A 24111-nucleotide genomic window follows, 5' to 3' on the forward strand; every position below is an offset into this window, starting at 1 on the left:
CAGGCAAGCCGCGCAGCCCTTTCCTGATGGAATCACACATGAAGCATTCATTGATGACGCGGACGTGCGTCGCGTTGTCGGCGCTCGTCGCCGGCTGCACGTCGACGGCCTCGCGCGACGCGCTGCAGGTGCAGAACCCGACCGTTCTGCAACGTGGTTTCGACGCGACGCAGGACGACGCGGCGGGCGCGGCCAACCCGGCATGGCTCGATCTGCATCGCACCGCCGACAACGCAAGCGCGATCGACTCGATTCAGGCGCGTCTCGACGCGCTCGGTCCGCACAAGGACAACTATTTCGGATTCAAGGCGCAATGCTGGCTCGATGCCGCGCGCGAAGAGCGCTCGCACTGGAATCACTGGGGTTTCGTCGAAGAAGCGTTGCGCGAAGCGAGCCGTCTCGCGGCCGCGCTGGAGACGGGCGGCGGACTGTACGCAGAAAATCCCGATTTGCGCACCTCGGCCGTCGTGCGACCGGATCTGTGGAAGCAGATTCTTACGGCGAAGGCAGCGCCGGCGTTCGCTTCGTGTTCGCATGCGCAGCGCCTGACCGCCTGCGCCGAGGTCGAGATGATTCACGCGGGTCACGAGGCGTGGACGCGGGACTTCAAGGCGGGCACGCAGCGCGTCGACGAGGTGACGAAGACCTTGCCGCAAATCGATGCGGCGCTCGCCGCGTGCACGCCGCCTGTCGTCGCGCCGTCGCCGGAACCCGCGCCGAAGGTGACGCTGCAAGGCGACGCGACGTTTGCGTTCGACCGCGGCGACATCGAAGGTCTGTTGCCTGAAGGCAGGGTCAAGCTCGATCAGTTGATACGCGACATGAAGCAGGCCGGCGACGTGACGGCCATTCGCGTCGAAGGCTACACGGACAGGCTGGGCAGCGGCGCGCATAACGCGCGGCTTTCGGCGATGCGCGCGGAGACCGTGAAGCGTTATCTCACTGCGGGTGGCATCGAAGCGCCGATCGGCGCGCGAGGAATGGGCGCCGCGAATCCACTCGCGCAATGCGACGAACGCAACCAGCAGCAGTTGATTCGCTGCCTCGCGCCTGATCGGCGGGTCGAATTGAGCATCACACGCGGCGCTGTCACTACTGGAGTTCCCGTCCGCTGACAGGCGAAGCATCGCCGGCTCGCGCGGCGCTAAAGGCACATCTGAGCGCCACCAGCAGCAGGCGGGCGCGTTCGATATCGCTTGCCTGCCCCGTCGCTTCCAGCGCGGCGCACAGCGCTGTCGCGTGCTCATCGCCAGACAGCTGCGCCGCGCCCTTCAACCGATGCGCGAAATGAGCGACGCGTACTGCGTCGCCTTCGGCGAGCGCATCGAAGGCGGCATTCAGGTCGTCGCGGATGGCTTGCATCAGCGTCGCCCGCAGATCGTCCGGCCCTTCGGCAAGCACGCGCCCCCATCCATCCGTCATCGCAGCCGCTCCATTGCCGGGCTAGTTCGTGAGCCCGTTTGTCTTCGCGTATTCGACCAGATCGACGACGTTTTGCAGATCGAGCTTTTGCATGATCCGCATCTTGTACGTGCTGACCGTCTTGGGGCTCAGATTGAGCGACGACGCGATATCGACATTGCTCTGTCCGCGAATCAAGCGATGCAACACGGAGGTTTCCCGCCGCGACAGCGTCACGCTCCCGGGTTCGACGAGTTCGGACGCAAAGCAGGTGTAGCCGATCATCACCAGTCTCAGGCTGGCGAGCAGCTCATCCGGGCCGCGAAGCTTGCTGACGAAACCATGGGCGCCGGCGTTGCGCACAGGCACGCCATTGAGCCGCTCGTCGACGGACGAAAAGACCACGATTCGCAATCCCGGCTTCGCGTTGCGCAGCTGTGCGATCAGATCGAGTCCGTCGCCATCGGGCAAACGCAGATCGACGATTGCGAGCGAGAGATCGAACGCCACTGCCGACGCCAAGGCTTCGGCCACGGAGCCGGCCTCGGCGACCATGTCGAAATCGGTGGATTCGTCGAGCACATAGCGCAGTGCGCGCCGCATGACCGGATGATCGTCAACGATCATCGTTCGAAAGGGTCTTGAATTGTTAGGAACGGTATTCGGATTCACTGTAAGAATGTAGGATCTTTCCTTCTACACAAACTGAGCGGTCTCTATAGTTAATCAGCAATCCGGAGTTTTCCGCTTTGCTAGAATCCTACCTGATTTTTCTCGCAGTGATCCTTTGAAAAACGGCAGGTTTTCGGGTCACGATGATAAGAAATGGGCCAAAAAATGAAAAGAATTGTCATCGTTGACGACCATCCGATGATTCGCGACGCAATCGCAAGCGTGTTTCGTTCGGACACTGAACTACAGGTTGTAGGAGAATCTGGCGACGGCGAAGAAGGATTGAGAATGGTGCTATCGCTGAATCCAGACCTCGTCGTGCTCGATCTCGATCTGCCGAGCCTCGATGGCCTCTCGATGATTCGCCGCATTCGCGCACAGGACGACCGTATGCGCATCCTGGTGCTGTCCGCCAAACCCGATCACGTGATGTCGCTTCACACGCAGCAGGCAGGTGCGAATGGTTATGTCAGCAAGGGCCGCGAACTGACGGAAATGCTGACTGCCGCGCGCACGGTGCTGCTGGGTTTCGACTGCTTTCCAGCCAACGCGCCGCACGCGAACAAACCGGGCGGGCTTAACGTGTTGTCGCCGCGCGAAATGGAAGTGCTGCAATACCTGGCGCGCGGCGTCAGCAACAAGGAAATCGCAAGCCGGCTCTTCCTCAGCGACAAGACGGTGAGCACCTACAAGACGCGGCTATGCGAAAAGCTGGGCCTGTCGTCGCTCGCCGCGCTGATCGAGTTTGCGACGCTCCACAAACTGATCGACTGACGCGGTGTCCGCATGAACCTGCGTCCGTCCGGCACTGCATCGTTGCTCGCTCGTACTTTTGGACTGCGCGCGCCCGTCGGCGCACTCGCGCTGTTCGGCTCGTTCGCGGCATACGATGAGCCGCTCGCGGGCTCGACGGCGGCTGCGCTGCTCCTGCTGGCGCGCGGACTGTGCGCCGCCGCCCACTCGTACGACGCACAGCACGCGCTCGCGCTCCAGATCGACCATCTCGACGCATCGCTGCGCAGCGCGCAGCAAGACAATGCGACGCTCAAGGCCGGCCTCGCGCAAACGCAACGCGAAGCCGCACGGACCGAGCGCGCGGCAGCGATCGCCGAATATCTCCGCATGTTGCAACGCGCGCAGCACAAGATCGTGTCGGGCGCGCAAGCGTTGAGCAATGGGCTCGATCCCGAGACGGGCAGTAGTGCGACGCTGCACTCCGCGGCCGCAACGTTCGCGCTGGTCGCGCACGATGCGCTCGACAGCATCCCGCCCGCAGACCGCGATGTCGTCTTCGATGAAGATGCCGTCGATCTACGCGAACTGATCGACGCTGCCGCGCTGCTCGTTGCGCCCATCGCTGCGGCAAGGCAAATGCGGCTGCAAGTGTGCATTGACCGTTCGGTTGCGGCGCGCATACTCGCCGACCGCGCGCGACTCGGGCAAATCGTATTCAACCTGCTTGCGTACACGGTGGAAGCGGCCGGCCCGGGCGTCGTCACGCTCTCGGCGCGTGCGGAGTCGCTGAACGCGGGTGCGCAGCGCATCGTGATCGGCATCAATGGCGCGGCAGTGGCGACAGTAGCGAACGCGCAGATACACCCTCCTCATTCCGGAGCGCATCCGGCCATCATGGAATCGACCGGCCTGCGCGAGCATCCCGACCTCGCGCTTGCTCGCGTGATCGCGCGAAAAATGGGCGGCGACATTACGATCCTCGAAGGCAAACGCGTCGGCGTGTGCGTCGCGCTGCATGCGCCGTTCACGATCGAGCGGCACGAGTGGCCCGCGTACGGCCACGAGCGTCGCTGGGCCAGCGTCGACGTCGACAACTATGCGGATCGCCAGTCGATCTGCGAACTCTTGAGAAAGCTCGGCATTACGACATTGCAGTCGGATGCGAAGCCGCCCGTGCAAATCGACTATCGCTTCGTCGAAGCGGGTCAGGCACCGTCGGCGCATGGCGAGAAGCGCCTGATCGTCGTCACGCGCGATGCGCTGCCGGGCGGCGTGCGCAATCGCGACGGCCGCATCGAACTCTCGCTGAATCCGCTTTCGTGGGCGGCGCTCAGGAAAATCTGCGATGCGCGCAGCGGCCCCGAAATGCGTGCCATGCCGTTGCAGGCACCCGTCCGTCCCGCTTCGAACCGGCCTGACATCCTCGTCGTCGACGACAACGAGGTCAACCGCAAGGTGCTCGCACGGCAACTGGATGTGCTCGGCTATCGCTGTGTCAGCGCGAGTTCGGGCAAAGAAGCGCTTGGCTTGCTTCGCCGCGAACGCGTCGATCTGCTGATCACCGACCTGCAGATGCCCGGCATGAACGGTGTCGAGCTTGCACGTCACGTGCGCGCGTCGTCTGGTGATTCTGGCCACGACGTGCCGATCATCCTGCTGTCGGCGAATCCGGATACGAAGCTGAGCGATCGCGACCGCACATTGTTCGGTGCGATTCTCGTCAAAACGTCCGGATTGAACGCACTCGATGCGGCCCTCGTGCGGCTGCTTCCCGCCGGTTCACGACACCGTGCGGCGCCCGCCGCGATACATCTCGAGACATACGATTTCACCGCGCTCGATTCGCTCGCCGCGCAAGGCGTGGACATCGATGGCTTGTTGCGCGACTGGCAACAGTCGATGGAAAACGACCTCGATCATCTCGCAGAGCGCCGCGCATCGGGCGATGCGCCAGGCACGCGGCGCGCGTTGCACAAGCTCGCGGGCGCCGTGGGCATCGTCGGAAATCAAGGCCTCATGCACGCATTGCAGCGCATGAGTTCTGCTCCGGAGCGCGACGACGACGCGTTGCTCGACGGACTCGTCGAGCGCATCAGGGCGCAGATGAACGACCTCGCCAGCCGCGGATCGCGCTGGCAATCCGGCACCTGAGCGGGCAGGCACCGACGATAAAAGGCCCGCAGAACGCGGGCCCAAACACCGCGAGACACGGTGGAGACGATCAGAGAACCGTGCGCGGTTTGCGCAACTGGTCGATGCTGCCCCGGGGAAGGCTGCTCAGCCGCGCTATCGATCAGTATAGAGCGTCAATTTGTCTGTGCAGGAGAAAATGCCTGTCTCGACGCTCACAAGTATTAATTGCCGCAACGTCAACGATAGATGCCAGACGCTCGCTGCTCAGGCAAGCAGTGCACTGAGCTGCTCGTTCAAACGGGCAATCGCTTTCGTCACGATGGGAAGCAACGTGGCGATCGCCCATGCGTCATGCTCGAGTGCCGCCCGCTCCAGACGCATCGCCAGCGCAATCTCTCGACTGCATTGCAGCATGCTCAACGAACCCGCGAGCCGATGTGCCGCGCGCCCCATGCCGTCCCAGTCCCCGCTCTCCTGAGCGGTGCTCATGTAGCGCAGCGTTGCGCCATTCGTATCAATCAGCGCACTTGTGACGTCCTGCGCAACGGCACGGTCACCGAGCGCGAGCACATCGATTCTTTCCTGCAGTGCATTCGCTTCCACCGCGCGCCCGAACGCGCGGCGCGCGCAAGCGGCCATCATTGCTGGGCCGTGGCGATGCCACAGCGCCGCGCGAAGTCGACCAGTTCGACGAGCGTTTCCACGCCTACCTTGGTCATCAAGCGCGTCTTGTGACTGCTGACCGTCTTGTTGCTGATGAAGAGCGCGTCGCCGATGGTCTTGTTCGACAGGCCTTTGGCGAGCATTTGCAGAATCACGAGTTCCTTGTCGGACAGCAGATCCAGCCGGCTCTCTTCGACGAAGCCCTGCGCGCCCGGACCCGCACCCACGGGTGCGACGGGAAACACGCTGTAGCCCGACATCACCGCCTCGACGCTGCGCATGATTTCCTTCACGTCCTGCGACTTGCTGACGAAACCTTGAGCGCCCGCGCGCATGGCGCGGGAAATGAAAGTGGCCGCATCGTGACTCGACAGGATCAGCACGCGCATGCCGGGATATACGGCTTTCAGGCGCGCGAGCACATCGAGGCCATTTATGCGCGGAATATCCAGATCGAGAATGGTCAGGTCCGGTGTAAATTGACGTGCCATTTCCAGCGCGGATTGACCATTGTCCGCTTCAAAGACTTCCTGACAGCCGAGCAATTGCAATAGATGAGTCTTGATGACAAGACGAAATGCCGGATGATCGTCCACGATGAGTATAGAAGCCAACTGCCTTTCTCCATATTGATTCGCGGTGCAGCTGCCAATGCGTGCGAGATGCCTGTCGATTACATACCCGTTACGGCGATGATTCTAATTCATTACCACCTCATTTATTCTGCGGAATATTCTGCATTCCCTATCTTTTTCCTCGCGCCTTTTCACCGCTGATTTGTTATTTGACTTCGGATAATGCTGACGGCATAGGTCAGTAAATCGGGCGAGCGAAAGCTTTCTCCGGCGGGACAGGCACGACGACGTTCGGAACAGACGCGTTCGACATCCAGCGAGAGGCAGGTTGCCGCACTTGAGGTAAACCCGCTTGAATTTAACTAACTCGTCAATTAGTCTTCCGTCTCATGAACCCGAACCGTCAACCGGCCAAACCGCGCGGCCGCCGCCCTGCCATCGAGAATTTCGACGTGCGCGAGCACCTGCTCGATACCGCCACCCGCCTTTTCTCCGAACGCGGCATCGCGGCCACCACGGTCGCGCAGATCGCGGCGGGTGCGGAGGTCACGTCGGCGCTCGTGCACTACTACTTCACGAATCGCGAGACGCTGCTCGACGCGATCGTCGAGGAACGGCTTGCGCCTTCTGTCGGTTTCGTCTGGAGCGCCGCCGGGGACGATTCAAACGAGGACCCATTTGTGATGGTCGGTGAATTCGTCACGCGTCTGTTCGACGTAACGGCCCGCATGCCCTGGCTGCCGCCGCTCTGGCTGCGCGAAGTCATCAATGAAGGCGGCATGCTGCGCGACCGCATGATCACGCGCATTCCGTTCGACAACATCAAACGCTTCGGCGCACGCATCAAGAAAGCGCAGCAGGCAGGCGCGGTCAATCCCGATCTCGATCCGCTCCTGATGTTCAACTCGATCATCGCGCTCGTGATGCTGCCGCAAGCCGCGGCGAAAGTATGGCAAAGCATTCGCGGCTTCCCCGCCATCGATCGCGAAACGCTGCAGCAACACGTGACGGCGTTGCTGCTCGGCGGCATGCGTGCGCCGGCCGCGCGTACGGCGCGCAAGACGGCACGCCGTCCTTCCACGAGATCCAGCACATGAAGCCGTTCCCTTTCCCCTGGCGCACCGTATGGCTAGTCATCGCCCTCGTCGCATGCGGCACGCTTGGTGCATGCTCGCATCGTGCCGACAACACCTGGCAGGGCTATGTCGAAGGCGAGTTCGTGTATCTCGGCTCGTCGCAGTCGGGCAAGCTCACGCGGCTCGACGTCGCGCGCGGCGATCAGATTGCCGCGGACGCGCCCGTCTTCACGCTGGAATCCGTCGACGAAACGGCGGCATTGCAGCAGGCGCAGCAGCAACTCGCGTCGGCCCGCGCGCAATACGCCGATATCCAGACGGGCAAGCGCCCGCCCGAAGTCGACGTGACGAAGGCGCAACTCGCACAGGCCATCGCGAATGCGCGCAAGGCTACGCTGCAACTGACGCGCGACGAAGCCCAGTATCGCGTCGGCGGCATTCCGAAGGGCCAGCTCGACGATTCTCGCGCCGCCGCCGATGCCGCCAACGCACAGGTGCGCGAGCTGACGCATGAGGTTCAGGTCGCGCGGCTGCCGGGCCGCTCGCAGCAGTTGCTCGCGCAGTCCGCGCAGGTCGAAGCGGCGCAGGCGGCCGTCGCGCAGGCCCAATGGAAGCTCGACCAGAAACGCGTGAACGCGCCCGCCAAGGGTCGCATCTACGACACGCTGTACCGCGTCGGCGAATGGGTGCAGGCGGGCAGCCCCGTCGTGCAGATGCTGCCGCCGCAAAACGTGAAGGTGCGCTTCTTCGTCCCCGAGACCGTGGTCGGCTCGCTCGCGCCGGGCCGCACGCTGGTCATTCACTGTGACGGCTGCGCAGCGGACGTGAACGCGAAGATCACCTACGTGTCGAGTTCGGCTGAATACACGCCGCCTGTCATCTACAGCAACGAAAGCCGCGCGAAGCTCATGTTCATGATCGAAGCCCATCCTTCCGTCGACGATGCACCGCGCCTGCATCCCGGCCAGCCCGTTTCGGTGACGCTGCGATGAATACCCAAAACGGTTCGCAGCAAGGCTCGCTTGCGATCGACGTGCACAACCTCAACAAGCATTTCGGCGACAAGCACGTCGTCAACGACGTGACGCTGCAGGTCGCGCACGGCGAGATCTTCGGCTTTCTCGGCCCGAACGGCAGCGGCAAGACGACATCGATCCGCCTGATGTGCGGTCTGCTCACACCCGATTCCGGCAGCGGCACCTGCCTCGGCTACGACATCGTGCGCGACAGTGCGCAGATCAAGCGCAATGTCGGCTATATGACGCAACGCTTCTCGTACTGGGAAGACATGACGATTCGCGAGAACCTCGATTTCGTCGCACGGATCTATCAGATGCGCGACCGCAAGGAGAAGGTCGACCGCGCGCTCGAAACGCTCGGCTTGCAGACGCGCGCTGACCAGATGACGGGCGCGCTGTCGGGTGGCTGGAAACAGCGGCTCGCGCTCGCCGCGTGCATGCTGCACGAACCGAAGCTGCTGTTGCTCGACGAGCCGACGGCCGGCGTCGATCCCACCGCGCGCCGCGACTTCTGGGAAGAACTGCACCGACTCGCCGCGCAGGGCATCTCGGTGCTGGTGAGCACGCACTACATGGACGAAGCGGAGCGCTGCCACAAGCTCGCGTACATCGCTTACGGCAAGCTGCTCGCGCAGGGCACGGCGCAGCAGGTCATCGATTCGCAGGCGCTCGCCACCTGGTCCATCCACGGCGAGCGTCTGACGGAACTGTCGGAGCGCTTGCGCAACACGCCCGGCGTCGATCAGACCGTCGTGTTCGGCTCCGCGCTGCATGCGAGCGGCCACGACCATGCAGCGCTCGAAAAGGCGATTGGAGAAGTGACCTCCGGCCTGCCCGTTCGCATCGAACAGATCGATACCGGTCTCGAAGACGTGTTCATCTACATGATGGCGCGCTCGGCCGACAACTACGGAAAATCATCGTGAACCGCTTCTTTTCCGTGACGCGCTGGTGGGGCATCGTGCTCAAGGAGTTCATCCAGTTGCGGCGCGACCGCATCACGTTCGGCATGATCGTCGGCTTGCCGATCATGCAGCTCGCGCTGTTCGGCTTCGCGATCAACACCGATCCGAAGCATTTGCACACGGCTATCATCGTCGGCGATCAGAGTCCGTTTTCGCGCAGCTTCGTCGCCGCGATGAAGAACTCCGACTACTTTCATATCGTCGATACGCTGCCCGACGACGAAGCGGGCCGCCAGGCGCTGGCGCGCGGCGACGTGACGTTCGTCCTATCGATTCCCGCCGATTTCTCGCGACGGCTGTTGCGCGGCGAGCGGCCCGCGCTGCTCGTCGAGGCCGACGCCACCGATCCCACCGCGACACAGGCGCCGCTCGCGGCGCTGCCTGGCATCGTGCAGTCGGTCGCGGACAAGGACCTCACCGGACCGCTCGCCCGCCTGAACGGCGCGCCTGCCGCTTTCGACGTGCAGATCCACAAGCTGTACAACCCCGAAGGCGTCACACAGTACAACGTCGTGCCGGGCCTGATGGGCACGATTCTCACGCTGACGATGGTGATGATGACGGGCCTGGCGATGACGCGCGAGCGCGAGCGCGGCACGATGGAAAACCTGCTCGCGACACCCGTGCTGCCGCTCGAAGTGATCGCGGGCAAGCTGGTGCCGTATATCGCCATCGGGCTCGTGCAGTCGTCGATTATTCTGGCGGCGGCGCGTTTCGTCTTCAACGTGCCGTTCGTCGGCAGTCTGGTGGCGCTGTATGTCGCGGCGCTGCTGTTCATCGCGGCGAACCTGACTGTCGGCATCACGTTGTCGTCGATTGCGCAGAACCAGTTGCAGGCGATGCAGCTCACCGTCTTCTACTTTCTGCCGAGCCTGCTGCTGTCGGGCTTTATGTTCCCGTTCGCGGGCATGCCCGTGTGGGCGCAATGGATCGGCAATCTGCTGCCGCTCACCTACTTCAACCGGCTCGTGCGTGGCATTCTGCTCAAGGGCAATGGCTGGGCGGACCTGTGGCCGTCCGTGTGGCCCGTCGCGATCTTCACCGTCATCGTGATGGCCGTTGCCGTGCGCTTCTATCGGCGCACGCTGGATTAGGAGGGTCGACGATGAAACGCTACGTACCCTTGTTCGCACTCGCGCTATACGGCTGCGCGGTCGGCCCGGACTTTCATTCGCCCGCCGCGCCCGACGCACCGTCGTACACGCGCGAAACGCTGCCCGCCACGACGCAGGCCGCGGGTGCTGCGCAGACGCTCGTTTCCGCTGACCATGCGCTGCCTGCATGGTGGACGCAGTTTCAGTCGGACGCGCTGAACCGCCTCGTCGACACAGCGTTGCAACACAGCCTCACACTCGACGAAGCGCGCGCCAAACTTATCGAGGCGCGCGAAAACTACGTTGCGCAAGCGGGCGCAACGCAGTTCCCCGCAGTCGACGCGAAGCTCTCTGGCTCGCGTCAGAAGGTCGATCCTGCTGCATTCGGCATTCCGAACGTGCAGAACCCCGGACCGTTCACGTTGTTCAATGCGTCGGTGAGCGTGTCGTATGCGCTCGATGTGTTCGGCGGCAACCGTCGCGCGCTCGAAGCGCTGCTCGCGCAAGTCGACTATCAGACGTATGAACTCGATGCCGCGCGTCTGACGCTGGCGGGCAATGTCGTATCGGCGGCGATCCGGCGCGCGTCGCTGCAACAGCAGCTTGCGTTGACGCAGCAACTCGCGGATGCGCAGACTCGACAGTTGACGATCATCGAAGGACGCTACGCGGCGGGTGGCGTTGCGCAACTCGATGTACGCACGCAGCGCACGCTGCTCGCGCAGACGCGCGCACAGATTCCGCCACTTGAGACACAGCTCGCGCAGGCCGATCATCAGCTCGCGATTCTGCTTGGCGTCGCGCCGTCGCAGGCGCATTTCGACGACATCACGCTTGATGCGCTGCATCTTCCCGACACCGTGCCCGTCACGCTGCCGTCGACGCTCGCGCGGGAGCGGCCCGACATTCGCGCATCGGAGGCGCTGTTGCATCAGGCGAGCGCGAACGTCGGCGTCGCCACGGCAAATCTGTATCCGCAGTTCATCGTGTCGGCGGGATTTGGTTCCGAGCGCACGCGCATCGAGGATGTCGTCAATGGATTGAACGTGTGGAATATCGGCTTGAATCTGACGCAGCCGATTTTTCGCGGCGGCGAACTGCGCGCGAAGAAGCGTGCCGCGCAGGCTGCTTACGATGCGGCTTCCGCGTCGTATCGGCAGACGGTGTTGCAGGCGCTGCAGCAGGTCGCCGATACGCTGCACGCACTGAACGACGACGCGCACGCATTGCAGGCGCGCGACGAAGCGGATTCGGAGGCACAAGCGAGCGTGAAGATTGCGCAGGCGCAATATGCGGCGGGCGGGGTCAGTCAGTTCGGCTTGATCGATACGCAGCGACAGGCGTTGCAGACGGCACTCGACAGAACGCGCGCGCAGGCTGATCGACTCGCTGATACGGCGGCGCTGTTTCAGGCGCTGGGCGGGATGACGCCGATGGGATCGGCGGATCAGACAGCGGGACGTTAGCGTCCAAAGCTAACCCGGACACGGCCGGGTTAGCATGTTGGCCGGTTGTTATCCGCGGCGGAAAAGCCGAATGACGAACAGCAGGATCACAGCGCCGATGAGCGCGGTGATGATCGAGCCGATGAAACCGCTGCCGATCGAGATATGCAGTGCGCCTGACAGCCATCCGCCGATGAACGCGCCCACGATGCCGATGACGATGTCGATGATGACGCCGAAGCCGCCGCCCGCGACGAGGACGCTGGCGAGCCAGCCCGCGACGCAGCCGATGATCAGCCAGGCAATGATGCCGTGTTCCATAGATTTAGGTTCCATTGTTAGGGATTGGAACCGGTGTTTTAACGCAGTGCGTGACTTGAGTTGTCAACGTTTGTGAAGGGCTTTGCGGTGTTGCTGGGAGCCGGTTTGCCTGTTGGTGTGCTGTTGTCGCTGGCATCCGGTTTGCCTGTTGCTGTGCTGTTGTCGCTGGCATCCGCGTTTTGTCTTCGGTTTGCTAGCGTTGCCCCTGTGCGGGGCGGCACTTACTTTCTTTGCCGCCGCAAAGAAAGTAAGCAAAGAAAGCGGGCTCACCCCGCCAGCCCGTGTTCTTGCCTGCGGGCCCCCACCGGGTCCCGCACTCCACACGGCAACACTTTGTTTTGCGCCCGTTGCCAGCGCCTCGAACAGGCGCACAACCCGCTCCAGTCACCCGCAGCCAGCCAGCGGCAGCGACTCGTCTACGCCGCCCAGGTGGCAAACTGTGTGTAGGTGGTCGCGCCATATACGTTCGCGCTTCTACGACACCGATCCCGCTTTTCGGTCCGGAGTGGTGCACTTTCGTCGCGATGGCCTACACACAGTTTGCCACCTGGGCGGCCGTGGACGTCTGGTAACGCAGTCCGTGACGCGGGAGTGTGAAGCGGGTGATGCGTGAGTGAGCACGCTGGCAACGGGCGCGAACAAGCACGTTGCCGCGTGAAGTGTAAGAACTGTTGGGGGCCCGCAGGCAAGAACAAGGATTGGCGGTGTGAGCGGCTTTCTTTTGCCTACTTTTCTTTGCCGCTGCAAAGAAAAGTAGGTGCCGCCCCGCACAGGGGCAACGCATGAACGACCAACACCAAAACGCGGATGCCAGCGAACCAACACCAACACCCACACCTCCCCCTACACCGCCACAGCCCGCGCAGCATTCCTCCCCCGCAGCCACTCAAGCGCAAGCAGCAAACAGGTTGAAAACACAATAAGAATCGTAGCCAGCGCAGCAATAGTAGGACTGATGTTCTCGCGAATACCGGTAAACATCTGCCGCGGCAAAGTAGTCTGATCCGCGCCAGCGAGAAACAGCGTAACGACGACCTCATCGAACGATGTGGCAAACGCGAACAGTGCACCCGAAATCACACCAGGCGCAATCACCGGCAACGTGATACTAAAAAAGGTCTTCACAGGACTCGCGCCTAACGACAAACTCGCCCGCACAAGGTTGTAATTGAAGCCTTGAAGCGTAGCGGCAACCGTAGTCACGACGAATGGCACACCAAGAGAAGCATGCGCCATGATCAACCCGATATACGTGTTCGCCAGCCCCAGCGGCGCAAAAAACAGATACATCCCCACACCGACCACAACGACAGGCACGATCATCGGCGAGATCAGTATCGCCATCAGCAACGCCTTGCCCTTGAAGTTGGCTTTGGTCAGCCCGATCGCCGCGAGCGTCCCAAGCACGGTCGCCAGCACCGTCGCCGACGGCGCGACGATGAAGCTGTTCTTCGCGGCCATCCGCCATTCATCGGAGGCGACCAGGTTCTGATACCAGCGCAGCGACCAGCCCGGAATCGGATAAACGAGGAACGTGCTCGACGAGAACGACAGCGGCACGATCGCGAGCACAGGCAGGATCAGATACAGCAGCGTCAACACGGCAAGCCCGCGCAATGTGAAGTACCAGATGCGTTCGATCGTCGACGTGTGCGGCGCGAACATCGGTTTGGCCATTTTCATCGCGCGCTCCTCAACCCAGGCTCACGTTCGAACGCGTGAAGCGTCCGTAAATCACATACAGCACGAGCGTCGCAGCGAGCAACAGTCCGCCGAGCGCACACGCCATGCCCCAGTTGATCGTCACGTTGGTGAAGTACGCAACGTAGTAGCTGACCATCTGATCGTTCGGTCCGCCGAGCAAAGCCGGCGTGATGTAGTAGCCGATCGCGAGTATGAACACCAGCAGCGCGCCCGCGCCGATACCCGGATAAGTCTGCGGCACATACACGCGCCAGAATGCGGCAAACGGATGCGAACCGAGCGAAACCGCCGCCCGCTGATAGGTGGGCGGAATCGACTTCATCACGCTGTAAAGCGGCAGGATCATGAACGGCAACAGGATGTGCGTCATCGAGATATATACGCCGACGCGGTTGAACAGCAGCGCGAACGGATCGTGTATCACGCCCATGCCGATCAGCGCCTTGTTCACGAGACCTTCGCTCTGCAAAATCACGATCCACGCGGCGACGCGCACGAGAATCGACGTCCAGAACGGAATCAGCACCAGGATCATCACCAGGTTCGCGCGCCGTTCGTTGAGCGTCGAGATCCAGTACGCGAGCGGATAACCGAGCAGCAAAGCGAACACCGTCACCGCGAAACCGATCACGAAGGTGCGGCTGAACACAGCGAGATAGATCTGCTGTTCGGGATCGGTCGGAATGATGTTGCCGAATGCGTCCTGCTTGTGATCGAGCGCGGCGAGCAGATAGAACGGCGAATATGTGCTGCCGTTCTTGGCGATCGCCTGCCAGTACTTCGCGTCGCCCCAGCGCTCGTCGACTTCGAGAATCTTCGCCTTCACCTGCGCCGGCGGCAGCGCGTGTCCCGCGTCGTCGTTGAGCGGCATCGCACGCGCCGTCTTCGCGACGAGCGAGCGATAACCGGGAATCTCCGTATTCAGACGCCGTGCGAGCGCGCCCATCGCTTCGCCGTCGGCGACCGCGGTGAGATCGGTCGCGAGGGCCGCGTAAGCAGCATCAGTCGGCGCCGACTTGCGATCCCAGTCGCGCAACGCCGTGATGGTATGCGGCAGCGCCGTCGCGATCTCGGGGTTTTGAACCGCTCGCGTCAGCAGCGCGCCGATCGGCACGACAAAAATCATCAGCAGAAAAATCGCGAGCGGCGCGATCAGCAGCAGCGCCACTGCGCGCTTCTTCGCTTCCGCTGCCTTCAGCTCGCGCTTGAGTTTGCCCGTCGACTCGGGAGCCGCGTCGGCGGCGATCGTGATCGTGGTCACACTATTCTCCTGCCTCTCATGCAGCCATGCATGCCGTTGCTTCGTACAGCGGCGATGCGGCTTTCTCCTTCCGCCAGGAAAGCCGCATCGTTCAACGCGAAACGCTTACTTCGACGCCCACGACGCGAAACGCTGCTCCAGTTCGTCGCCGTGATCGGTCCAGAACGTCAGGTTCTGCAGCACGGCGTTCTTGCCGTTGGCAGGCGAATTCGGCAGATTGGCGAGCGTCTTCGCGTCGAGCGACTTGATCGCCGACTCGTTCACCGGGCCGTACGCGATGTGCTTCGCGTACTCCTGCTGAGGCTTCGACGAAATCGTGTACGCGATGTACTTCTCGGCCAGCGCCTTGTTCGGCGTGCCCTTCGGCATTGCCCAGTAGTCGAGGTCGTAGATGCTGCCGTTCCACACGACCTTCAGGTTCTTGCCTTCCTTCTGCGCGGCATCGATACGGCCGTTATACGCCGTCGACATCACCACGTCGCCCGCGACGAGGAATTGCGGCGGCTGCGCGCCCGCTTCCCACCACTGGATATTCGGCTTCAGCTCGTCGAGCTTCTTGAACGCGCGGTCCTGGCCTTCCTTCGTGCCGAGCACCTTGTAGACGTCCTTCGGCGCAACGCCGTCGGCCATCAGCGCGAACTCCAGGTTGTAGCGCGCGCCCTTGCGCATGCCGCGCTTGCCGGGGAATTTCTTGGTGTCCCAGAAGTCGGCCCAGCTCGCGGGCGCCGTCTTCAGCTTGTCGGCGTTGTACGCCATCGCCGTCGACCACACGAAGATGCCGACGCCGCACGTTTGCGGCGCTTCCGGAATCAGATCCGATTTCTTGCCGAGCTTCGACCAGTCGAGCTTTTCGTACAGACCTTCGTCGCAGCCACGGCCGAGATCGCCCGATTCGACTTCGACGACGTCCCAGTTCACATGCTTCGCTTCGACCATCGCCTTCACTTTGGCCTGCTCGCCGTTGTATTCGACGGCCGTCACCTTCGAGCCGCTGCTCGCTTCGAACGGCTGGTTGAATGCCGCCTTCTGCGCGTCGCCATTCGCGCCGCCGAAGTTCACGACCGTCAGTTCCGCCGCGTTCGCCTGCGCGACAGCGCCGAGCGCGAGGACGAAAGCGCCGACAGCCACGGCACAGCGCGATTGCACGATCTTCTTCATGATGGTTCCTCTATGGTGTGATGGACTGCTTACGACGTTGACGTTGTTGTGTTTCTGTTCACGCGAATACGCGCAGATGTTCCGGCGCGAACTCGAGCGCGATGGGCACGCCCGGTGCGAAGCCGTCGAGCGCGTCCGTGCCGAGCGGCACCTTGACGAAGCACTCGTCCTGTTGCGGCAGACCGCAGCGCATGCGCACGTGGTCGCCGAAATAGATGAGGCCGCGCGCCTCGCCCGCCAGCGCATTCGCGCCGGGCTTCGACGCACCCGCCGCGAGTTTCATGCGCTCAGGCCGGATACATGCGATGCCTTGCGCACCCGCCTGCGCGCCACCGATATTGCGCCCGACGAGCCGCGTGCCGTCGATCAGGTGAAACTCGCAGTAGTCGCCGTCGACATTCGCGATCGTGCCGCGCAGCCGGTTGCTGTCGCCGATGAAGTTCGCGACGAACTCGTTGCACGGCGATTCGTACAGGCTGTCGACGGTATCGAGCTGCTGCACGATGCCCTTGTCGAACACGGCGACGCGGTCGGACATGGTCAGCGCCTCGCCCTGATCGTGCGTGACGTAGACGAACGTCACGCCGAGCTTTTCGTGCAGCGACTTGAGTTCGTATTGCATGTGCTCGCGCAACTGTTTGTCGAGTGCGCCGAGCGGCTCGTCCATCAACACGAGCTTGGGTTCGAACACCAGCGCACGCGCCAGCGCGATACGCTGCTGCTGGCCGCCGGACAGCTGTGCGGGATAACGCTTCGCGAAGCCTTCCATGCGGACCATCTTCAGCGCGTTGTTGACCTTGTGCGCGCGTTCGTCGGCGGGCAGCTTGCGCACCGTCAGCGGATACGCGACGTTCTGCTCGACGGTGAGATGCGGGAACAGTGCGTAGTTCTGGAACACCATGCCGATGTTGCGCTTGTGCGGCGGCACGTTGTTGAGCAGTTGGCCGTCGAGCCAGATTTCGCCGCCCGTCGGGAATTCGAAGCCCGCGAGCATCATCAGGCAGGTGGTCTTGCCCGAGCCCGACGGCCCGAGCAGCGTGAGGAACTCGCCTTGATAGATGTCGAGATCGAGTTGCTTGACGACGAGCGTTTCGCCGTCATAGGTCTTGCGCACACCCCGAAAGCTGACGATTACGTCTTCGGTCTTCATCGTGTCGGTCTCCTGTCGACCCGAGTTAGCGCTTTAGCGCTTACTCGGGTCCCATGCAAAGCTGTCGACCCGAGTTAGCGCTTTAGCGCTTACTCGGGTCCCATGCAAAGCTGTCGGCCGCAGTTGGCGCTTTAGCGCTTACTGCGGCCCCATGCAAAGCTGTCGGCCCGAGTTGGCGCTTTAGCGCTTACTTGGGTCCCATGCAAAGCTGTCGGCCGCAGTTAGCGCTTTAGCGCGAATTGCGGCCCCATGCAAAGCTGTCGAAGCTCGCGTCAATTCCACAATATCTACGGGTTTCTACGCAGATATGGTTCCACCCGTTTTGAAGAATCGCGTCGATTGCGTGATCCACTATAGCCCGTTACGGTTCTACAATAGGGAACCATTTCATAATTCCGGATAGAACCACTTGGACCACGTCATCCTGTCGGACTGGCTCGCCGCGCGGCTTGACCGGACGGCGGCCGAACCCGTCTACCGTCAAGTGCTAGAACTGATGCAGCAGGCCATCCTGACGGGCCAACTGCTGCCGGGCGCGAAGCTGCCCAGCTCGCGCGTGCTGGCGTCGGACCTCGGCATCGCGCGCAATACCGTGCTGCACGTGTACGACCAGCTCACGGCCGAAGGCTATGTGATCTCGACCACGGGCAGCGGCACCTATGTCGCCGACACGCGGCCGGACACGGCCGCCGTCAACGCACGCAAGGTGTCATCGGCGGCGAGTGGCTCCATTGGCGCGGTCGGTACGCTTGCGAGCGCGGCCGGCAGTGCGTCGTCTGCTGCACCGGCGCAAAGCGGCCTGTCGACGCGCGGCGCGCGGCTCATTCGACAGGCTGGCGTGTCGGCCAAACAGTGGGGCGCATTCATGCCGGGCGTGCCGGATGTCGCCGAGTTTCCGGCGCGCACGTGGAGCCGCCTGCAAGCCAAGCTCTGGAAGGAAGCGAATCCCGATCTGCTGACCTATGCGCCCGGCGGCGGCTATCGTCCGCTGCGGCGCGCGTTGTCGGACTATCTGCGGGTCGCGCGTTCGGTCAAGTGCACGCCGGACCAGATCATCATCACGACGGGCATTCACCAGTCGATCGATCTCGCCGTGCGTCTGCTGACGGATGTCGGCGACCGCGCGTGGGTCGAAGAGCCGTGTTATTGGGGCGCGCGCAGCGTGTTGCAATCGTCGGGGCTGACGCTCGTGCCCGTGCCCGTCGACGACGAAGGGCTCAATCCGCGCGAATCCGACTTGCAGTCGCCGCCGCGCATCGCACTCGTGACGCCGTCGCATCAGTATCCGCTCGGCATGGTGATGAGCCTCGCGCGCCGCCGCACGCTGCTCGAATACGCGCGCCAGCACGGCACGTGGATCATCGAGGACGACTACGACAGCGAGTTCCGCTATGGCAGCCGGCCGCTCGCGTCGCTGCAGGGCCTCGACGACGCGGGCCAGGTGATCTACGTCGGCAGTCTGGGGAAGATGCTGTTTCCGGGCTTGCGGATCGGCTACATGATCGCGCCGGAGCATCTGGTCGATACGTTCCGCACGGGCGTCGCCGAGCTGTATCGCGAAGGACAGCTAATGCAGCAGGCGGTGCTGACGGAATTCATCATGGACGGCTATCTGACCTCGCACGTGCGGCGCATGCGGGCGCTGTACGGCGAGCGCCGCCAGATCCTGATCGACGCGATCACCGCGCGCTTCGGCGACGCGCTGCCCGTGATGGGCGACGAAGCGGGGCTGCATCTGGTGCTCGGTCTGCCCGACCACGCGAACGACCGCGAGGTGACGGCGGCTTCCTACGATGCGGGCGTGATCGTGCGTCCGCTCGCGTCGTACTACAACAGCGAAACACCGGAGCGCCGCGGCCTGCTGCTCGGCTATGCATGCGTGCCGAACGAACGCATCGGGCCGTCGTTCGACACGCTCGCCCGCGTGATCGAGCGCACTGCATTGAATACGGCGGTCGTGCCGACGCGGGCGGCTTGACGAGGCAAGTGGCGCGTTACCCGTGCGCCGTCAGATGCATCTGACGATGCGCGATCCGCTCCACCTCGGGCTTGTCGACGCGCTCGATCGCCACCTTCGTCACGCCCGCGCGATGCATCCCGAGCTCCGACGCAGCCAGATACGACAGATCGATCACGCGGCCGCGCGCGTAGGGCCCGCGGTCGTTGATGCGCACCACCACGGTTCTCGCATTCGCCAGCGACGTCACGCGCACATACGAACCAAGCGGCAAGGTGCGGTGCGCGGCCGTCATCGCGTACATGTCGTAGTGCTCGCCGTTCGCGGTGCGGCGTCCATGAAAGCCGCGTCCGTACCAGGACGCGAGCCCCAGTTGCCGGAAGCGCGATGCGTGCCCTTTCACGCTCGCCGCGTGGGCGATGTGCGCAGCCCGATTGGCCTGATGTCTCGGGTCAGCGTGTGTATCCGTATGTGAAGCAGTATGTGAAGCGGCGTGCGGATCGACGGTCGCGCCGTGCTGCGCATTCTTCGCCCGTTGACGCGGCCGGGGATCAGCCGGCTTGTGTTTCGCGCCAGCCGCCGATGCCGCTGCAGGCAACACACTCGCGAGCAGCAGGAAGGACACGGAAGCTCCGAGGCGGCGCAGCAAGGGTTTCTTTTTCAAGCGATAGCTCGTCTTCGGAATGGCATCGGACGATGCGCATCGACGGTTTTCTCGCAGTTCCTCGACCGGGCCGCTTGCGTGAGCGCGACGCGCATAGCCAGGTGCCCTGGTTAGCCGGAATCGTTGCGCCCAGGCGGCGCAAAGGCTGGCATCCTAAACGAACCCGCTCGCGATCCGTCATCCTTGACGATTGTTGACGTGCGCGCGCTCGAACGCGGCAAACATGTGAAGAAGCGTGAGCGCGGCGCCGCATGACGGGCGCCGGCTCCATTGATCGAAACGCGCGTTACTTCAACCCGAAATCCACCCGAGTCGTCGCGCCCTTGTCGCTGATGCCCGAAGCGTCGAGCTTTGGCGCCACGATAAACACGCGCCCACTGTCGATCTTGCCTTCGAAGTACTGCTGCACGGCCTGTGCGCGCCGCTGGGCGAGATCGCGCAGGCTCGCGTCGTTGACGGGCGCATGCTCGGCGAGCGCGGCCTTCATCTCGTCGTCGGGCAGCGTCTTGGTCAGGCCGACGATATTGCGCGGCTTCTTGAAGTCCGAATCCTTGTAGACCTTGGTCAGGTACTTGTCGTATTCCTTGTCGTCGACCTTGATCGTCATCGGATCGACGCTCTCGCCGTTGCCGACGGTGTCCTTGATCTTCTGCTGACGCACAAGCCGGTCGACATACAAGGTGCGCAGCGCCGGCGTATCGACGGCGGGATCGACGCGCCCGATGATGTCGAGGCGGATCGACGGCTTGTCGGACAGCGCCTTTACGATCGTGTCGAGCTTCTTCTGCGACGTGTCGGACAACACGGCCGAACCCGCGTCAAACTCGACATAGCCGAGTTCTTCGCCGTTGCCGCCGAATGCGTGTGCGAGCAGTGTGAACGGCGCCGTCACGGCCTTCTGCAGCAGATTGAGCACCGCATGCCAGATCAGCCCGCCGACGCTGAATTCCGGGTTCGCGAGCGAACCCGACACGGGAATGTCCACGTCGATCTCGCCGCGCGAGTTCTTCAGCAGCGAAATGGCGAGCTTCACGGGCAGCTTCGTCGCCGTGTCGTTGTCGACGTGATCGCCGAACGTCAGCTGGTCGATGAAGATGTGGTTGTTCGCCGTCAACTGGTCGTTCGCCAGTTGATAGTGCAGATCGACGTTCAGCTTGCCCTTCGTGATCGGATAACCCGCGTACTTCGCCGAGTACGGCGTCAGATTGGTCAGTTCGATGCCGTGCGCCGTGGCGGTCAGATCGAGCGCAGGCTTCGCGATCAGCGGATTGACCGAACCACGGATCGTGATGGGGCCGTTGGCCGCGAGCTTCGCCGACACGTCGACGGGCGCCGACTGCTTCGACTCCGTGCCGAATGCGCCCACCGTGCCCTGGATCGCGATCAGGTTCGCCGAGTAGTTTGGCTTGATGAAGTTGTCGGTGTAGTTGACGCGGCCGTTTTGCAGCACGAGCTGGCCGAAGTGCAGACGCACGGGACTTTGCGGCGGCGTCGCCGCCGTCACGGCCGTATTCGTCGAGGAAGCAGCAGAAGCAGGCGTCGCCGCGGCTTGCGCTTCCGACGCGGCAGGCGGACTCAACGGAATCGGCTCCTTGCCCTTGCCGCTCTGATCGCGTGTCAGCGACTGCGGCGCGCCAGATTCGTGCGCGACCACGTCCTTCAGATTCAGCTTGCCTTGCGCGTCGAGCAGCACGCGGCCGTAGAAGTTCGCGAACGTGACCTTGGCGGCATCCACGTCCGTGCCGCGCTCGTCGTAATTCGCCTTGATGCCCGTCAGCGCCAGCGAGCGCCAGCCCGCGAACGGGTCCGACGTGGCCTTGTCGATCATCCGCACGTCGACGAGCGCGGCGTCGCCGCGATACGTCGCACGCACGCCCTTCGCTTTCTCCCCTTGTGCCAGCGTGACGTCGCCGCTCGCGTTGAGCAGCGCGCTCGCGACGGTCGCGTTCAACGCGCTGCCGAAGTACGGCTCGAACGCGGCGGCATCCAGCCGGTTCGCGTCGACCTTCAGCGCGAGCTTGAGCGGCGTCGCCGTCACGTCGCCCTTCACGCCGAGCGTGCCCTTGCCGTTCACCGTCGCCTGCAGATCGACGGGCAGCGCGCGGCTCAGGTCGTCGCTGATCTTCTGCACCTTGAGGTTCAGCGGCGTCACGTCAACTTTGACGGGGCGTGGCGTCGTGTTGTCGGTGAAGGTCGCCGCACTGTTCTTCAGATTCAGTTCGCCGATGCTGTAGTGCCACGGCGGTCCTTCCTGCGTCGCCTTCTTCGCCGCGTGGATCACGGTGCGCTCGTGCACTTCCTCGTGCGGCGGACCGGCGAGCGCGGCCAGATCGATGGTGCCGTCTTTCAGGCGCTGCGCGTCGACCGACAGTCCCGTCAAATCGACGCCGTCGATCTCCGCCTTGCGCGCCGCCAGATCCACATGCTTGATGCTCGCCTTGCCGTCCGCAATCGCAACGGCCGGCTGCTTCGCGCCTGCGGCCGCCAGCTTCAGCGATTGCAGGTCGAGCTGGCTCTCGCCGATCTGCAGATCCACGGGCTCTTTCGACCAGTTCGCGCTCAGGTTCGACTGCACGCTGAGCGTGCCGTCGAGCACCTTCGCCGCCGTCACCGTGTCGAGATACGGCTGCAGAATGGGCAGTTGCGCCGACTTCAGGTCGATCTTCGCATCGGCCGTTTTGGCAGCGAGCGTCAGGTTGCCCGTGACGCCGAGCGTGCTCTGCGGATGGTTCTGGACCTTCGTGTTCAGCGTGTAGCGCGCGGGGGTCTTGCCGAGCGTCGTGAAGTCGTCGAGCGTGACGGCCAGATTGTTCAGCCCCGCCGATACGGGTCGCGATGCCGCTTCGTCCTGCACGTCGACAACACCGTCGGACAACGCGAAATGCTTGATCTGCAGATCGAGCGGCGGCGCCGCCTTGGCGGCTTCGGCTGCCGCTGCGCCGCTCGCGCCGGATGCCACGGCGGGCGCGGCAGGCGCGCTGGCGGCTTTCGGCTCACTCGCGGCCGGCGCGGGCGCGAATGTGCGCTGCACGCTCAGCACCCCGCTCTTGTCGCGCGCGAGATGCACGGTTGGCGAGTCGAGGCGGATGTCGTCGAAACGATAGACGCTCTTCAGCGGCTCCAGCGTCTGCGCGGCCACATGCAGCGAACGCGCGGCGAAGAACGGCGCCTTGTGCTCGTCGAGCACGTCGATGTCGGTGAGATCCGTCGTGCCCGTGATGCGCAGCGTCGGCGCGTCTTCCGTCATCACGAAGGTCACGTTCAGATCGCTCGACAGCTTGCCTGCCTGCACCGTGACAGGCAGCTTCGACGGCGAATACGACAGCAGCTTCGGCACATCGAGCCCTTCGAAGCGCAACGACACTTGCGATTCGTGCGACTTGGCGAACGGCTTGGTCCGTCCGTCGATCGCGAGCGGACTGCCGTCGATGCGCGCGCGCAACAGCGGCTCGACGAAGATGTCCGTCTTCGACGGCAGCGTGGCAATGAACGGAATGCCGAGTCGCCATTGATCGATCACATGCGTGACGCCGAGCAGCCGGTCGTCGAAGGTGATCTTGCCGTTCTCGATACGGATGTTCGAGATCGAGAACTGTGCGGGCTTGCTGTCGGGCTTCGACGGCTGCTTCGAGAACTTCTCGATCAGGTCGGTGAAATTGAAGCGCTGCGCGTCGTAGCGGACGATCGTGAAGCGCGGCGAATCGATATGCACTTCATCGACGACGGGCGCGAGCCGGAAAATCGAACTCCACGACGTGCGCACGATCAGCCGTTCGATGTCGACGAAATCGCCCTGGCCGCCGCGCTCGCCGATATGCACGCGGTCGGCTTCGAAATTGAGCGTGTACGGATTGAGCGCGATCCGGCCGATGCTGGCGGGCCGGTCCAGTTGCTGGCTCAGCTGCTGTTCGGCGATGTGACGGATCAGCGGCGGCGCCGCGAAGAAACCCAGCAGGCCGAATACGACCAGCACGGCGAAAACGATGAGAACGATGCGTCTTGCGCGCCGTCCTTGCGCTACTTCGCGGACGGTCTGAAAGGAGGAAGCGAGTGTTGCTTTGGTGGGGCTTGCCATGCTCGGTCGCGGGTAGGGCGGCGCAAAGCTCGCCGTTGTGACG

20 protein-coding genes are annotated in these 24111 nt (G+C 63.2%); 9 read left to right on the forward strand and 11 right to left on the reverse strand.

Features of this window, described 5'->3' with window-relative positions; genetic code table 11:
* Positions 1-38: 38 nt before the first annotated feature.
* Positions 39-1115 (forward strand): OmpA family protein, encoded by a 1077-nt coding sequence (locus G3N95_RS05945; RefSeq protein WP_205969081.1) that lies wholly within the window; start codon positions 39-41, stop codon positions 1113-1115.
* On the opposite strand, the gene G3N95_RS05950 is transcribed toward G3N95_RS05945, so the two are convergent.
* The gene (locus G3N95_RS05950) at positions 1093-1422 is read right to left on the reverse strand and encodes an Hpt domain-containing protein (protein WP_205969082.1); all 330 of its coding nucleotides are present in this window, start codon (positions 1420-1422) and stop codon (positions 1093-1095) included. The genes G3N95_RS05945 and G3N95_RS05950 overlap by 23 nt on opposite strands.
* 21 nt (positions 1423-1443) lie before the next feature.
* Positions 1444-2028, reverse strand: a complete 585-nt coding sequence (locus G3N95_RS05955) for a response regulator transcription factor (RefSeq protein ID WP_205969083.1) — start codon at positions 2026-2028, stop codon at positions 1444-1446.
* Positions 2029-2271: 243 nt separating this feature from the next.
* On the opposite strand from G3N95_RS05955, the gene G3N95_RS05960 reads away from it, so the two are divergent.
* A complete protein-coding gene (locus tag G3N95_RS05960) occupies positions 2272-2847 on the forward strand; it encodes a response regulator transcription factor (RefSeq protein ID WP_241018289.1) in 576 nt (191 codons plus the stop codon).
* 12 nt (positions 2848-2859) lie between these two features.
* The gene (locus G3N95_RS05965; RefSeq protein ID WP_205969085.1) at positions 2860-4959 is read left to right on the forward strand and encodes a hybrid sensor histidine kinase/response regulator; all 2100 of its coding nucleotides are present in this window, start codon (positions 2860-2862) and stop codon (positions 4957-4959) included.
* A 246-nt stretch (positions 4960-5205) separates the two neighbouring features.
* Here the strand turns inward: G3N95_RS05965 and G3N95_RS05970 are convergent, their stop codons facing one another.
* Both G3N95_RS05970 and G3N95_RS05975 read right to left on the reverse strand, forming a co-directional pair.
* A complete protein-coding gene (locus tag G3N95_RS05970) occupies positions 5206-5583 on the reverse strand; it encodes an Hpt domain-containing protein (RefSeq protein WP_205969086.1) in 378 nt (125 codons plus the stop codon).
* Entirely contained in the window at positions 5580-6218 is a 639-nt protein-coding gene (locus tag G3N95_RS05975) for a response regulator transcription factor (RefSeq protein WP_205969087.1), read from the reverse strand. Before G3N95_RS05975 ends, G3N95_RS05970 begins: the two co-directional genes overlap by 4 nt.
* A 350-nt stretch (positions 6219-6568) precedes the next feature.
* On the opposite strand from G3N95_RS05975, the gene G3N95_RS05980 reads away from it, so the two are divergent.
* Genes G3N95_RS05980 through G3N95_RS06000 form a run of 5 tightly spaced genes read left to right on the forward strand, consistent with a single transcriptional unit; the run spans position 6569 to position 11799 of the window.
* Positions 6569-7276: a TetR/AcrR family transcriptional regulator gene (locus tag G3N95_RS05980; protein WP_205969088.1), complete on the forward strand. Its 708-nt coding sequence runs from the start codon at positions 6569-6571 to the stop codon at positions 7274-7276.
* A complete protein-coding gene (locus G3N95_RS05985; RefSeq protein ID WP_205969089.1) occupies positions 7273-8247 on the forward strand; it encodes an HlyD family efflux transporter periplasmic adaptor subunit in 975 nt (324 codons plus the stop codon). Before G3N95_RS05980 ends, G3N95_RS05985 begins: the two co-directional genes overlap by 4 nt.
* The gene (locus tag G3N95_RS05990) at positions 8244-9200 is read left to right on the forward strand and encodes an ABC transporter ATP-binding protein (RefSeq protein WP_205969090.1); all 957 of its coding nucleotides are present in this window, start codon (positions 8244-8246) and stop codon (positions 9198-9200) included. The genes G3N95_RS05985 and G3N95_RS05990 overlap by 4 nt, the downstream gene beginning before the upstream one ends.
* Entirely contained in the window at positions 9197-10333 is a 1137-nt protein-coding gene (locus G3N95_RS05995) for an ABC transporter permease (protein ID WP_205969091.1), read from the forward strand. The genes G3N95_RS05990 and G3N95_RS05995 overlap by 4 nt, the downstream gene beginning before the upstream one ends.
* Before the next feature lie 11 nt (positions 10334-10344).
* Positions 10345-11799, forward strand: coding sequence for an efflux transporter outer membrane subunit (locus G3N95_RS06000; RefSeq protein WP_205969092.1), 1455 nt, complete (start codon positions 10345-10347; stop codon positions 11797-11799).
* Between the two features lie 48 nt (positions 11800-11847).
* On the opposite strand, the gene G3N95_RS06005 is transcribed toward G3N95_RS06000, so the two are convergent.
* The 5 genes from G3N95_RS06005 to G3N95_RS06025 all read right to left on the reverse strand — a co-directional run bounded on the left by G3N95_RS06005 (position 11848) and on the right by G3N95_RS06025 (position 17372).
* Complete coding sequence (locus tag G3N95_RS06005; RefSeq protein WP_205969093.1) at positions 11848-12099, reverse strand: GlsB/YeaQ/YmgE family stress response membrane protein; 252 nt, start codon at positions 12097-12099, stop codon at positions 11848-11850.
* 843 nt (positions 12100-12942) lie between these two features.
* Positions 12943-13782, reverse strand: coding sequence for an ABC transporter permease (locus G3N95_RS06010; protein WP_012403613.1), 840 nt, complete (start codon positions 13780-13782; stop codon positions 12943-12945).
* Positions 13783-13792: 10 nt separating this feature from the next.
* The gene (locus tag G3N95_RS06015) at positions 13793-15064 is read right to left on the reverse strand and encodes an ABC transporter permease (RefSeq protein ID WP_205969094.1); all 1272 of its coding nucleotides are present in this window, start codon (positions 15062-15064) and stop codon (positions 13793-13795) included.
* Positions 15065-15169: 105 nt separating this feature from the next.
* Positions 15170-16222, reverse strand: a complete 1053-nt coding sequence (locus G3N95_RS06020; RefSeq protein ID WP_205969095.1) for an ABC transporter substrate-binding protein — start codon at positions 16220-16222, stop codon at positions 15170-15172.
* A gap of 58 nt (positions 16223-16280) precedes the next feature.
* The gene (locus tag G3N95_RS06025) at positions 16281-17372 is read right to left on the reverse strand and encodes an ABC transporter ATP-binding protein (RefSeq protein ID WP_205969096.1); all 1092 of its coding nucleotides are present in this window, start codon (positions 17370-17372) and stop codon (positions 16281-16283) included.
* Positions 17373-17781: 409 nt separating this feature from the next.
* Between G3N95_RS06025 and G3N95_RS06030 the strand changes: the two genes are divergently transcribed.
* On the forward strand, positions 17782-19350 hold the full coding sequence (locus tag G3N95_RS06030; RefSeq protein WP_205969097.1) for a PLP-dependent aminotransferase family protein: 1569 nt from the start codon (positions 17782-17784) through the stop codon (positions 19348-19350).
* A 16-nt stretch (positions 19351-19366) separates the two neighbouring features.
* Here G3N95_RS06030 and G3N95_RS06035 read toward each other — a convergent pair whose 3' ends face one another.
* Both G3N95_RS06035 and G3N95_RS06040 read right to left on the reverse strand, forming a co-directional pair.
* The gene (locus G3N95_RS06035; protein ID WP_205969098.1) at positions 19367-19993 is read right to left on the reverse strand and encodes a septal ring lytic transglycosylase RlpA family protein; all 627 of its coding nucleotides are present in this window, start codon (positions 19991-19993) and stop codon (positions 19367-19369) included.
* A 286-nt stretch (positions 19994-20279) separates the two neighbouring features.
* On the reverse strand, positions 20280-24068 hold the full coding sequence (locus G3N95_RS06040; protein WP_205969099.1) for a DUF748 domain-containing protein: 3789 nt from the start codon (positions 24066-24068) through the stop codon (positions 20280-20282).
* Positions 24069-24111: the final 43 nt, after the last annotated feature.

The sequence above is a fragment of the Paraburkholderia sp. Tr-20389 genome (assembly GCF_017104565.1).
Taxonomy (GTDB): domain Bacteria; phylum Pseudomonadota; class Gammaproteobacteria; order Burkholderiales; family Burkholderiaceae; genus Paraburkholderia.

Bases quoted from the DNA above. Each gene is read 5' to 3' on its own strand.
- G3N95_RS05945 (WP_205969081.1), top strand. From the start codon at position 39: ATGAAGCATTCATTGATGACGCGGACGTGCGTCGCGTTGTCGGCGCTC.
- G3N95_RS05950 (WP_205969082.1), bottom strand. From the start codon at position 1,422: ATGACGGATGGATGGGGGCGCGTGCTTGCCGAAGGGCCGGACGATCTG.
- G3N95_RS05955 (WP_205969083.1), bottom strand. From the start codon at position 2,028: ATGATCGTTGACGATCATCCGGTCATGCGGCGCGCACTGCGCTATGTG.
- G3N95_RS05960 (WP_241018289.1), top strand. From the start codon at position 2,272: ATGATTCGCGACGCAATCGCAAGCGTGTTTCGTTCGGACACTGAACTA.
- G3N95_RS05965 (WP_205969085.1), top strand. From the start codon at position 2,860: ATGAACCTGCGTCCGTCCGGCACTGCATCGTTGCTCGCTCGTACTTTT.
- G3N95_RS05970 (WP_205969086.1), bottom strand. From the start codon at position 5,583: ATGATGGCCGCTTGCGCGCGCCGCGCGTTCGGGCGCGCGGTGGAAGCG.
- G3N95_RS05980 (WP_205969088.1), top strand. From the start codon at position 6,569: ATGAACCCGAACCGTCAACCGGCCAAACCGCGCGGCCGCCGCCCTGCC.
- G3N95_RS05985 (WP_205969089.1), top strand. From the start codon at position 7,273: ATGAAGCCGTTCCCTTTCCCCTGGCGCACCGTATGGCTAGTCATCGCC.
- G3N95_RS05990 (WP_205969090.1), top strand. From the start codon at position 8,244: ATGAATACCCAAAACGGTTCGCAGCAAGGCTCGCTTGCGATCGACGTG.
- G3N95_RS06000 (WP_205969092.1), top strand. From the start codon at position 10,345: ATGAAACGCTACGTACCCTTGTTCGCACTCGCGCTATACGGCTGCGCG.
- G3N95_RS06005 (WP_205969093.1), bottom strand. From the start codon at position 12,099: ATGGAACACGGCATCATTGCCTGGCTGATCATCGGCTGCGTCGCGGGC.
- G3N95_RS06010 (WP_012403613.1), bottom strand. From the start codon at position 13,782: ATGAAAATGGCCAAACCGATGTTCGCGCCGCACACGTCGACGATCGAA.
- G3N95_RS06020 (WP_205969095.1), bottom strand. From the start codon at position 16,222: ATGAAGAAGATCGTGCAATCGCGCTGTGCCGTGGCTGTCGGCGCTTTC.
- G3N95_RS06025 (WP_205969096.1), bottom strand. From the start codon at position 17,372: ATGAAGACCGAAGACGTAATCGTCAGCTTTCGGGGTGTGCGCAAGACC.
- G3N95_RS06040 (WP_205969099.1), bottom strand. From the start codon at position 24,068: ATGGCAAGCCCCACCAAAGCAACACTCGCTTCCTCCTTTCAGACCGTC.